The 12,700-nt window shown below is 42.1% G+C and carries 8 protein-coding genes; 4 read left to right on the top strand and 4 right to left on the bottom strand.

All coding sequences use genetic code 11. The features are described from left to right. Positions 1-67: 67 nt before the first annotated feature. Both H6G79_RS02465 and H6G79_RS02460 read left to right on the top strand, forming a co-directional pair. Positions 68-1,243: a hypothetical protein gene (locus H6G79_RS02465; RefSeq protein WP_190591834.1), complete on the top strand. Its 1,176-nt coding sequence runs from the start codon at positions 68-70 to the stop codon at positions 1,241-1,243. A 48-nt stretch (positions 1,244-1,291) separates the two neighbouring features. After that, positions 1,292-2,113 carry a hypothetical protein gene (locus H6G79_RS02460; RefSeq protein WP_190591833.1) on the top strand — a complete coding sequence of 274 codons (822 nt, stop codon included), beginning with the start codon at positions 1,292-1,294 and terminating at the stop codon, positions 2,111-2,113. A gap of 67 nt (positions 2,114-2,180) precedes the next feature. Here H6G79_RS02460 and H6G79_RS02455 read toward each other — a convergent pair whose 3' ends face one another. Continuing rightward, entirely contained in the window at positions 2,181-4,508 is a 2,328-nt protein-coding gene (locus tag H6G79_RS02455; protein WP_190591832.1) for a putative PEP-binding protein, read from the bottom strand. 789 nt (positions 4,509-5,297) lie between these two features. Between H6G79_RS02455 and H6G79_RS02450 the strand changes: the two genes are divergently transcribed. Continuing rightward, a complete protein-coding gene (locus H6G79_RS02450) occupies positions 5,298-5,753 on the top strand; it encodes an MgtC/SapB family protein (RefSeq protein WP_190591831.1) in 456 nt (151 codons plus the stop codon). Between the two features lie 59 nt (positions 5,754-5,812). Here the strand turns inward: H6G79_RS02450 and H6G79_RS02445 are convergent, their stop codons facing one another. From H6G79_RS02445 to H6G79_RS02435, 3 genes are all read right to left on the bottom strand, one after another. Further along, positions 5,813-6,229, bottom strand: coding sequence for a hypothetical protein (locus H6G79_RS02445; RefSeq protein WP_190591882.1), 417 nt, complete (start codon positions 6,227-6,229; stop codon positions 5,813-5,815). 61 nt (positions 6,230-6,290) lie between these two features. After that, positions 6,291-7,403 (bottom strand): DNA replication/repair protein RecF, encoded by a 1,113-nt coding sequence (recF, locus tag H6G79_RS02440; RefSeq protein ID WP_190591830.1) that lies wholly within the window; start codon positions 7,401-7,403, stop codon positions 6,291-6,293. A gap of 178 nt (positions 7,404-7,581) precedes the next feature. Continuing rightward, positions 7,582-10,443, bottom strand: coding sequence for a cation-translocating P-type ATPase (locus tag H6G79_RS02435; protein WP_190591829.1), 2,862 nt, complete (start codon positions 10,441-10,443; stop codon positions 7,582-7,584). A 419-nt stretch (positions 10,444-10,862) separates the two neighbouring features. Between H6G79_RS02435 and H6G79_RS02430 the strand changes: the two genes are divergently transcribed. Continuing rightward, a complete protein-coding gene (locus tag H6G79_RS02430) occupies positions 10,863-12,494 on the top strand; it encodes a transglutaminase domain-containing protein (protein ID WP_190591828.1) in 1,632 nt (543 codons plus the stop codon). Positions 12,495-12,700 lie beyond the last annotated feature (206 nt).

Here is a 12,700-nt window from a genome sequence, read left to right as displayed (position 1 = left end):
TAGTGTCTAGTTCTGAAATAAATCTAGATGATGCAATTTAGATTTCTGTGGATAGGAGTTTTATAATATGGCACTATTATCTATTGATGAGCTAAAAATTTTAACTGAACATACTCATAAGCCCTGTATTTCTCTATATATGCCGATGCAAAAAGCCGGGCCAGAGATTCGACAAAATCCAATTCGCTTTAAAAATCTCATCCGGGAAGCACAAAGCCGTTTAGAAGCAATGGAAATGAACGAAGGCGAGGCTAATGAGTTGCTTCAGCCAGCAATGGAACTGGATACAGGGGAATTTTGGGAAAATCAAGACCAAGGTTTAGCGATTTTGATTGCACCAGGAGTATTTCGTTATTATCAGTTACCAACGGAGTTTCCAGAATTGGTAGTTGTGAGCGATCGCTTCCATATCAAGCCATTACTACCTTTAATTAATCATGATGGTAAATTCTATGTTCTGGCTTTAAGCCAACAAGATTTGAAATTTTTTGCAGGTACGCGCTCTGGCTTGCAGGAGGTAGAAATCGAAAATCTGCCCAAAAGTCTTGATGAAGCTCTGTTATACGACGAAACCTCTAAAGAAGGTCAGTTTCGCATCGCTACAAAAAAAGGTAGCAGCTCAAATCCTTTCTCCCGTTCCCAACCAGGTGCATTCCACGGCCAAGGAAGCCCAGACCGAGATCAACACCAAGAAGGTATCCTGCAATACTTTCATCTAGTCGATGCAGAACTGCACGAAAAACTCCGAGAAGAAACAGCACCACTAATTTTGGCGGGAGTAGATTATCTGCATCCCATTTATCGCCAAGCTAACAGTTATCACAATTTACTAGAACAAGGTATCACCCGCAGACCAGAGCTTTTCCAAGTTGAGGAATTACACGCGGATGCGTGGGAAATTGTCGAGCCGCTATTTTATGAGTCGGAACAGCAAGCAATGGAGCTTTTTCAACAACTGTTGGGGGAAGGAACGGGTACAGCTTCTAGTGATCTCAAGGAAATTTTGGCTGCGGCTTATTACCAAAGAGTTGATTCTTTGTTTGTTCCTGTAGGACAACAAATTTGGGGTAAGTTTGACCCAGAAACGATGAATTTAGATATCCACCCAGAACCAGACGCAGATGATCAAGATTTGTTAGATTTTGCTGCGATTCATACGATTATTAACGGTGGTAGGGTTTATGCGATGGAACCAGAAAAAATGCCAAGTCAGTTACAAGTAGCGGCAATTTTCCGATATTGATGATTTTTGTAGTGTTGTATAAAGTTGAACAAGCTATATACAACACTTATGCTGAAGAATTTTCGCGCTGTGCTGAGTCCATCTTTGATCGGTTTAGCTGTTTTAAGTCAAATTGCTGTAGTCACCCAGCCTAGTAGTGCTGCAACTATTGTTGGGGAATCAGGTAATGTGCGTGCAGAAATCTCTTATGAGAAACCAGAGGAATATCAATATAAAAATGTGCGTTTGCAAATTAGCCGCGCAGGTAAAGTGGTTTTAGATCAAAAACTGCCCCAAGAAAGTGAATATGATCGTCCTGTTGGCGGGATATATGAGAAAGAAGAGAAGTTACCCATACTAGATTTAGACGGTGACAAAGAACCAGAGGTAATTGCCGATTTCTTTACAGGTGGCGCACATTGTTGTACTTATTCGTTGATTTACCGCTACGACAAAAAATCTCAAAAGTATACTCAAATTCGCCAAGACTGGGGTAATGGGGCGTATCGGTTTCAGGATTTTGATAAAGATGGCATTATCGAACTTGAGAGTCGAGACGATCGCTTTGCATACTCTTTTACAGCTTATGCTGCTTCTGCTTATCCGTTGCAAATTTGGCAATATCGCCAAGGCAAAATGGTTGATGTGACTCGTCGCTATCCCAAGTTAATTTACAGTCACGCTTCTGAGTTATGGAAAACTTACACCGAGATTCGCCAGCAAGGTGATGACGGTAGAGGATTTTTAGCTGCGTATTTGGCTGATAAATATTTGCTGGGTCAAGGAGAAGATGGTTGGAAACGAGTCCGACAAGCTTATACAAAAAGCGATCGCACTCAATATTTTGCCGATTTACGCAAGTTTCTGCGCGAAACCGGATATGTGAAGTAATTTTACAGCGTTTCTTGGTTGAGTGCAGTACAAGTTGATAGAGGCTAGAGGCTAGGGTTCATAGCTTTCAATGAATTGTTCGCCGTGCTGCTCCTAAAATTAACCGATGTTCAGCACGGGCGATCGCATAATGTGTTCGTTCCACTGCTTCTGGTTCGACGGAAATTGAGGTAATGCCCCATTCTACTAGTTTGTCGATGATTTCAGGATACAATGCTGGTGCTTGACCGCAGATTGCACAGGGGATGTCGGCATTTTTCGCCATTTGGATTAATTGAGCGATCGCACCCATCACGGCTGGGTGGCGTTCATCAAAGATTTTTGTGAGTTGTCCTTGTTCTCGATCTACGCCTAACAACAGTTGTGTTAAGTCATTTGTCCCAATGGAAATTCCGGCTACTCCAGCTTTGACATATTCTGGCAGTAAAAATAATACACTAGGCACTTCTGCCATAATCCACAATTGAAACTGCGACATTTGGGTTAAGCCGATTTGCTCAACTTTCTGGCGACAAAAGCTAAACTCAGCCACACTCCGCACAAAGGGTAACAATAACCGCAGATTGCTATAACCTGCTTTTTGGACATTCAGTAACGCTGTGAGTTCCAAATCAAAAACGGCAGGGTTGTTAATATAACTCAATGTGCCGCGATCGCCCAAAATCGAATGGGTTGCAGATGCTGGATTATATGTTGATGAAAACTCCGAAAATCGCCAATCAAGGGAGCGATAAAATACCGGACGGGGCGTAAAAGCACGTACAAAATTAATAACCTGCTGTGTCCACAACTCCAACAATTCTGAGCGACGACCACTCATAATCCAATTATGGGGGTCTTGTCCTTCCAAAATATTCAACAGCATTAATTCCGAGCGTAACAATCCTACACCATCGACAGGTAAGGTCTGCGATCGCTCGATTAAATTAGGCTGACTCAGATTCACCATTAGTTGAGTAGCAATCATGGGCGGCTGCGAACTAAGATGTGAATGATTGGGTGAAACAGAAGGAACAGGAAAACTAATTTCTGGATTTTCTTGATTTTTGGCTTTGCTGTCTCTGAGGCGATAAATTTCTCCCCTATCGCCATCTACTAGCAATTTTTCTCCGGTTTGAATTAAGACTGTAGCATCTTTTGCACTCACAACTGCGGGAATGCCTAATTCTCTGGATAATATTGCGGCATGACTAGTCAAACCACCTTGCACTGTCACAATCGCCACAACTTTTTGCATTAACGCTAACCAATCAGGTGCGATCGTCGGGACGACAAGCACGACTCCTTCGGGTATTTGTTCAGGTTTTTGGAGAGAATTAATCACATAAGCACTAGCCGTGACTTTACCTGTGGCTGCACCCAAACCTTTGATTAACTTTAAGTGAGGAACTGGTGCTAAGGGAGTATTAACTTCGGTGATTTGGAGATGGGAAACTGTATCGATTTCCGTAATACTCCACTGGACAGTAAAAGTTTTTCCCAGTTCACTGACCAACTGATTTCCCAAAGCGATGATCTGTGGCACACTCGCCTCTGGCAAAGCATATTGTTTTTGTGATTCTTCAGAAAGTAAATAAGCAACTAAACTGTTGTTTTCATCAGTGAGTATTGATTGGAGTTGTGGTTGCGTAGTTGCACTTATCTCATCATCTAGACGATAAGCCAGCAGTTTATTTCCTAAATGTCGTTCTAGAACAATACCTGTTTCTGGCTGAACGTAGTAAACATCCGGCAAAACTTCTCCTCTGGTGAGGGCTACTCCTAATCCCCAAGTAGCTTCAATTGTCCATCCAGAGGCGTTAGCATGAAGTGAACCACTGGCGATCGCATTTTGCATTGGTTGTACTAACACCGCCAAATTCACATTTTGCAGATCAATTCCCTGGCGTTGCCAATACAATAAGCTTCTAGCGCGAAATAACTGATTCCAAACTCGCTTCAATCCTAAAGCGATCGCATCTTCATCACAACCACAAAAGATTGGCTCTAGTAACCCAGATATATTTCCGATATCTTGGCTAACATTGAAAACTGATAATGTGGGTTGCAAAATCAAATATTTAGTTTGCCATTCTTTTGTCGCAGCAAAAATTGTACTTACCCACTGTGATGGTACATTTGCCGCAATGATTTCTTGACGCAAACGACTAGCCACCTGCTGAAGTTGTCGCCAATTAGCTACATCAAGGTGCAATGAAGAATCAGGTAAGTCTGCAACTAAAGATTCTGAACTGTTGATAGTTTCTAAAAATTGCCGCAAAACTTCTGCTGAAATCACAAAACCAGGCACCACAGGGTAGCCACGCTGCATCATTTTGCTTAAATAAAATGCTTTGTCGCCTACTTTGGCGCGGTCTTGTAGTTTAATTTGGTCAAGCCAGTAGACTTTTTCCACTCACTTCATTTTTAATGATTTGTCAATTTGCCACTACAGGCTTTGCTCTCGGTAAATACTTCCAGGCTATTGCATAAATTATCTGCCGAGAGAGATTCTTTCCATTTGATTATTGAAAATTAGTTTGACTTAGTTATGAGTTTAAGTTCTCATTCAATGCTGTTTGGCAATCATCTCACCCCTTGGTTAGTTAATATTTCTTGTTTTACATCTTGCACACCAAACCCTTGATTTTAAGTTAGTCCGCGTAGGTGGTCACTGAGCTTGTCGAAGTGCGGACTTCGTTTTTATAGCCGCGAATTCCATTCGTCGGGTCTAGGTGCTTATTCGTCTGTTTTAACACTCAAATAGCTAGTCCATCACTTGGAACACTACACTGTTAGTCTAGTTTATTAATATTGCCATAAATTTTCCTCACAATTCCATATTATCTGCCTCAAACTACACTAAGCTAAATGCAGTTTATCATCGATAATTACCATGATTAGCGGATCAATTTACTATTATCTGGTTTGATTTCTGAAATTACCTGTACAGGCTGGGAGTAGGTAATAGGGAGAGAGGAAAGAGTATTTTTGGTGTGTACTGTTTTTTCCGAAATTAAATATTAGTTCTATCTTTGCATAAAATAATTTATCCTCAGCACCTTTCCCTGATATAAATACCTATTAAGTTATGACAAAAAAATCTCATTAAAATATATTTAACTTAGTTATCTTGAGTAAACTCAATGGATATATTTTTAAGTTAAAGTAGCATATATTACTTTTTATATATTTTAAAACAAAATTGTTAAATACTTACTACTTGTTACCCAATGATTGGTTGAATATTCTGTTTAGACTGTGCCTAGCTTTGTTATTTGGTGCAATTATTGGCATTGAACGTCAAATTAGACGTAAACCAGCAGGCTTAAGAACTCATATACTTGTAAGTTTGGGTTCTGCCTTGTTTACTCTTATTCCTTTGCAAACAGGGATATCAGAACCTAGCGCCGATGCTTTAAGTCGTGTCATTCAAGGTATTGCCGCAGGTGTTGGATTTTTGGGTGCGGGAGAAATTATCCGCGAATCTTCGCAACAATCGCAGCATCTGGAAGTTCACGGACTGACATCAGCCGCAGCGATTTGGGTTTCGGCTGCGCTAGGAATTGCGGCTGGTTGTGGCTTATGGCAATTAGGATTAATAGCAGCTACATTGACAATTTTAGTACTGAATCTATTTAAGAAAATAGAAAAGAATTAATACAGATTATAGCAGGGGACAGATAACAGGATTAAAAGCTTTGTACTGTCTAAATTTTATTATTTATGAAATAATGCCAAGGCTTGAGCAAAAATCTCTTCTTCGGCTCTAGTTTCTAAAATTAATTTAGCTAAATATATAAATTCCCAATCTGTGTGATTGTCATTTTCAATAGTTTTACTAGCGGCGTAAAAACTCACATCATCAGCACATAATTCATTGGTATTACCCGTTTGCAGTTCTGGTTTGCGGATATCCCAAGAAACTGTTTTACCCCGCAAGGTAAATTGGAACCAGATGATTTTGTCATACTCTAATTCAAAAAAAACATCAAAATAAGGTTCTTCACCTTGAAACCAAATTTTTTTATAACCCTCTTGCCGTCTTTGTTTGATGAATTTTTGCTCAATTGCTCTTAATGATGCACCTAAATAGGCAATTTCTTGAGGGTCTAATTTATAATTAGTTTGCTGCATAATTGAAATGTCATGGTTCATTGGTCATTGGTCATTTGTCATGTTGAGCATTGACTATTGACTAATTAATTGATATTTCTCCAGCCTTGACAAACAGAATTTGAGAAGAGTTTAGCCACTGAGCATCAAAAGAACTTAAGTGAGTTGTTGTGATTAAAGTTTGAAAACGGTCTTGAATCGCATCAAGCAATTGATTTTGACGGTATGGATCTAATTCCGCTAAAACATCATCAAGCAACAACAATGGTGGCTCTTTTACGACTTCTTCAATTAACTCTAATTCTGCTAGTTTTAAGGCTAAGACTAAGGTGCGTTGCTGACCCTGAGAACCATATTGCCGAGCAGGCGTTTGATTAATAGTCAATTCTACTTCGTCACGATGAGGGCCGACAAGGGTAGTACCTCGGTAGAGTTCGGCGACAGCGCGTTGTTGAATTTTGTTCAGGAAAGCTTGCTGGACTTGTTCTGGTTGGTGCTGCACCAAAGGAATGTTAGGTGAATATTTAATTTCTAAGATTTCGGTACTACCGCTAATACTAGCGTGCCAAGCCGCAGCAATGGGAGCTAATCTTTGAATCGCCCGATCGCGTCTTCTAATAACTCTTGTACCTGTGGTTGCTAATTGTGCATCCCAGAGGGCAAGTTGTGAGTTGGGGAGTGGGGAGTCTTGGTGTTTTTTTAGAAAGGCATTGCGTTGGCGTAATACTTGGTTATATTGTTGCAAAATATGAGCATAAACTGGTTCAAGTTGAATTAATAAAGTATCCAACCAGTTGCGGCGGACTTCCGGACTACCTCGGACTAATTCTAAATCTAAACTGGAAAACTGTACGGCGTTGAGGACACCTAAAAAATCCATTTGTCGCCGCACAATCTCACCATTAATTGCCACACTGCGGCGACCGTTACGGCGGAGAGTTAAAGTTAAATCACTAATCCCTGTGTCTCGTTCTAAGCTGGCATTGATTTGGGCAAATTCTGTGCCATCTTGAATTAAATCCCGATCGCGTGCCATTCGGTGCGATCGCAATGTGGCTAATAACTCTACCGCCTCTAACAAATTCGACTTACCCTGAGCATTGTTACCCACTAAAATTGTTTTAGCAGCATTAAACTCAACTTTTTGGTCTTGGTAATTGCGAAATTGTCTGAGGTGTAAAGTTTTCAGATACATAATTTAAGTAAAAGGGCAAAAAGTAAAAGGCAAAAGTAAATATAGCAGGAGGCAGAAGGCAGAAGGCAGGAGGTAGCAGTTTTATTATTCCTGACATTCAAACTTTCAAAATGTCCTAACCTATATGACTACCGCTATAGTTTTTCCTTTTTACTTTTACCTTTTACCTTTTACCTTGTTAAACAGTTTTCTTGCCCATAAAACGGAAGAAGATTTTTTCGCCTTCAATCCAGACAAACATTAAGGCACTAAAACCAATACAAATTGCTAACTCAGCCGGAGGTAGCCAATGAGTACCGAAGAAAGCCCGCAGGGGTGGTACGTAAATTAGCATCAGTTGTAATATCGTTGTCACCACAACCGCACCCAGCACATAGGGATTAGACCAAGGATTCACCTCAATAGTTAGCTGGTTGTTGGAACGAATAGCGATCGCATGACCCATCTGGGCAATACACAATGAAGTAAATACCATTGTCTTCCAACGTTCTGGGTCGAGTCCCTCGCCAGTGGCGGTTTGCACATGGAAGTATGACCATTCCATGAGGATGATTGTAATAATCGCAAACACAATCCCAATACGAATCATGTAAGAACCCAATCCTCTAGCAAAAATGCTTTCGCGGGGGCTGAAGGGCGGACGCTGCATCACATCCGGTTCTGGTGGTTCAACTGCCAAGGCTAAGGCTGGTAAACCATCTGTGACCAAGTTCATCCAGAGAATCTGCAAGGGTGTGAGAGGAACACCACCTAAACCTAAAATTGGTGCAGCCGCAATTGTCAGAACTTCACCGATGTTACTGCCCAAAATATATTTAATAAAGCGGCGAATGTTGGTGTAAACTACTCGACCTTCTTTAGTAGCCGCCACAATGGTGGCAAAGTTGTCATCCAGCAGTACCATATCGCTGGCTTCTTTACTCACATCAGTACCAGTGATGCCCATTGCGATGCCGATGTCTGCTTGTTTGAGGGCTGGGGCATCATTGACACCATCGCCAGTCATCGCCACAAATCGACCACGGCGTTGTAATGCTTGGACAATCCGTAGTTTGTGTTCTGGGGCAACTCTGGCATAGATGCTGACTAAATCAACTTGTTGTTCTAGTTCTTGGTCAGTCATCCGTTGCAATTCTTGACCAGTCAGCACACGGTCGTCTTCTTGGGCAATGCCTAAATCAATAGCGATCGCACGGGCTGTTAATTGATGGTCGCCTGTAATCATGACTGGGCGAATACCAGCTTGACGACATTCCGCCACAGCTGCCCTAACTTCCGGTCTGGGTGCATCCAGCATTCCGACTAATCCCAACCACACCAAGCTTGTCTCAGATTCCTCATCTGTGCCTTCTGGGGGAACTTCGGTGAGGGGTTTATAGGAAAAGCCTAATACCCGCAAACCTTTACTGGCCATTTGGTCATTAGCTGCCAAAATTTTGCTGCGTTGTTCTTCTGTTAGTGGTGCGGTACTTGTACCCAAACGAATTTCTGTACAACGTGCCAAAATTAACTCTGGTGAACCTTTGGTAAACATTAGGTATGGTTCAGAGTTGACCAAACCTGCGATCGCTGGGTCTACACTGGTAAAGGATGTTTCCCCAGTTGCAACTTCCTCCACCTGGGTAATCACACTCATCCGTTTGCGTTCGGAAGAGAAGGGAAATTCACTGACACGGGGTAACTTACTATTCCATTGGTCTTTTTCAATCCCAGCTTTACCTGCTAATGTCACCAATGCGCCTTCGGTGGGGTCGCCTAAAATTGCCCATTCACCTTTTTCTTTTTGTAATACTGAGTCATTACAAACGGCGCAGGCGACGGATAAAGCCGGAATTTCCCGAAAATCGCCTACGGAAATTTTTTGACCATCTAATTGAAAGTCGCCTACAGGTGCGTAACCTTCCCCTGTGACCCTAAAAGTATTGTTGTTGGTGAATACTGATTGCACCACCATTTTGTTTTGGGTGAGTGTACCGGTTTTATCCGAACAAATGGTAGTCACAGAACCCAAGGTTTCCACGGCTGGCAGTTTGCGAATCAAGGCATTGCGGCGTACCATGCGCTGGGTTCCTAATGCCAAGGTCACGGTAATTACGGCGGGTAAACCTTCGGGGACTACCGCCACCGCCATACTCAAGGAAACTTCTAGTAGGTCTTGTAAATTGCTAAAACCTCTGGCCTGAATGACACCACCAATGACAACGATCGCTACTAAAATCAAGGAACCAGAAACTAAGACGTTGCCCAGTTGCGTCATACGCTGTTGCAAAGGTGTGGGTTCACTTTCCACCGACTGCAACATGGTGGCAATTTTACCGAGTTCGGTTTTCATCCCGGTGTTTGTTACCAGAACTTTCGCGCGTCCTTGAACAACTTCCGTACCTTGAAAAACTAAGTTGATGCGATCGCCTAAAGATGTATCTTCAGGTAGTTGAAGAGTGGCCTGTTTGTTGACAGCTTCTGCTTCACCTGTGAGTGCAGATTCTCGCACTTGTAAATTAGACTGTTCAACTAAGCGTCCATCTGCGGCTATCTGCACTCCCGCTTCCAGCAGCATGATATCTCCTGGGACGATTTCTTTAGCTGCCACATCTAATAGTTTTTTGTTACGAAGGACGCGCACTAAAGGCGAAGACATCTTTTTAAGTGCAGCTAAAGCTTGTTCGGCGCGACTTTCTTGGACATAACCCAAAATACCATTCAAAATCACAATGGCCATAATTGCCACGGTATCTTTAAACGGTACTTCTCCTGGCTTGAGTTGACCAGCTTGCCAAGCCGTAAAATCCAAAAACCCAGAGATCAAAGCCACAGCAATCAGCATCAACAACATAATGTTCTTGAACTGATCTAGCAGTATGTCCCAAGCACTACGACCACCATGTTCTTCTAACTCGTTGGTGCCGTATTTTTGCAACCGTTGTTCAACTTCTTGGGGTGTTAAGCCACTGTCTGCCTTGCTATCCAGCAGGTCTAGAGCTTTATCAACTTCTAAAGTATGCCAAATCGGGGTACTTTCAGGCAGAGAATTAGCAGACATTGTTTAGGTTACAGAAAAGGTTACAAAATTCGATCATAATTTAGTGATGGCGATAAAACCATCCACCAAAGTCATATTCAAGTTCTTGTTCACACCAATTGGAAAAATGATCACCATAGATGGACTAACCTCAAGGCAGGCTGAGACAGTAATTTCCATCCAAAATCTCAAATTCCTCATGGTATGACTTGTACAAGTTTAAATGTGTTTCTCGACATTTGCTAACTTGGTTTAAGTGATAATTCTATGTATTTTTATGTAGTTTATAGTATTTTAAAAAACATTTTATAAAAACTATTACCCTAAAAAATTTGTTGTTATGTCTGGAGGTTATGGCAAAATTAATGCTCGGCGTGCTAAACCGTGGAATATATATGCTTAATATAAATTTTGCACTCCCTAATTAGACTGCTAGCCAGATGTTTGGGCAAAGGACAATTCGACCGCTTACGGCTGCCTCCCTATGTGGCATTGCTTTCATCAAAGATACACTCATTGCGATTGACAGTACAAAAGGGCATCTACTGGAGATTGATCCTGAGTCTGACAACAGCAAAATCATCAATCCGCACCAGGTTAAGGAATTTAATGATGTCACTGGTTTAGCAGTTTGGGAAGATACCCTCTGGGTAACTCGTGGTAACAGTATTTATTTATCAAAGCTGGGTTCTTGGGGGTTAGAACATTTTGCCACATTGCCATATACGGCTAATGGTGTGGCTGTGTGGGAATCAACGGTGTATGTTAGCTGTCAAAAGCTGGGTTACATTGTGATTTTTGACCGCAGTACACGCAAAGAAATTACGAAATTTTATGCGCCTGGGGTGGGCGTGGAAAATTTGGCAGTCACCCAAGAAACGCTGTGGATTTGCGATCGCACTGAACAAACAGTTTACTCGATGGATCGAGCCACAGGGGAAGTTAATTTTAGTGTACTAACACCTTTTGATTCACCCACAGGCATAGCAGTACACCGAGATGATGAAGGTAAGGAAACTCTGTATGTCGCCTATGCTTCTGAGGAACCTTATATTCGGGATAATCCCAATGCTGACCCGAATCATGAATTAACTTACCGCGATCGGACTTTCATTCACCCACTTTATTACCACTACAACCCAGATAAGCGTTACGCCCTATCAAATGGCTATCTGATTGAAATGTCCTACGCTGAGGAAATTGCACCTTTAGAAGAAGTGTATCTCCCGGATGTAGAATGGCGCATCGCCTTACCCTCCGAAACCGAACGCCAAACAGTTAAACAGGTTGAACCAATTGGTATCCCTTTTACCGAAGAAGTCATTGATGGGCAACGGGTAGCAGTATTTAAATTTGATGCCCTCGCCCCCGGCGAACGCCATGTATTTGGCTGGAAGGCTTTGTTAGAAGTACGAGGAATCAAGTATCGCATTACCCCTAAAGATACCGAAGACTTACCAGAACTCTCCCCAGAGTTTCAAAATCGCTACTTGGTGGATGACGATGATTTGGCAATGGATACTTCCATAGTCCGCAATGCTGCCCGTGATGCCGTTGGTTCCGAAACCAACTTGCTACGGAAAATGTATAGTATCCGTAACTACGTATACGATGAGTTGTCTTACGGCATTAAACCCTACATTGATACCCCAGATATAGTTTTAGAACGGGGCGTTGGTTCTTGCGGTGAGTACGTCGGTGTTTTACTGGCTTTGTGCCGTTTAAATGGTATCCCTTGCCGCACAGTTGGCAGATATAAATGCCCTCCCTATGGCGAACATCAAAAAGTACCATTACAACCCGATTTTAATCACGTCTGGTTAGAATTTTATATCCCCAACTTTGGCTGGTTGCCAATGGAATCTAACCCCGATGATGTCGGATATGGAGGCCCTTACCCCACCCGCTTTTTTATGGGCTTGTGCTGGTATCACATTGAAATTGGCAAAGGTATCTCTTTTGAAACCTTAAGCAGTCAAGGTACTAGATTGACAAAAGAAGATATTCCCATCGGTGATTTAGCCATTAATCATATTCGCTTTACAATTCTTCAAGAATTACCACCTTTTTGATCTGGAAGTACATGCAAAGGGTGAAGGGGTTTAAGGGTGCAGGGTGTAGGGGAGAAATGACAATAATTTCCCCTTGTCTCCCTTGTCCCCCTTCCCTCCCTTGTCCCCCACACCCTCATACCCCCACACCCATTCCTAACAGCCCAATTCATCAATTCTTAAATAAACCAATATTTCCCAGTAACAGTAAGGATATGGTTCTGTAG

Source organism: Anabaena sp. FACHB-83 (assembly GCF_014697485.1).
Taxonomy (GTDB): domain Bacteria; phylum Cyanobacteriota; class Cyanobacteriia; order Cyanobacteriales; family Nostocaceae; genus Nostoc_B.
Note: the sequence above shows the minus strand (reverse complement) of the source record. Positions and strands in the feature narration are given on the sequence as shown.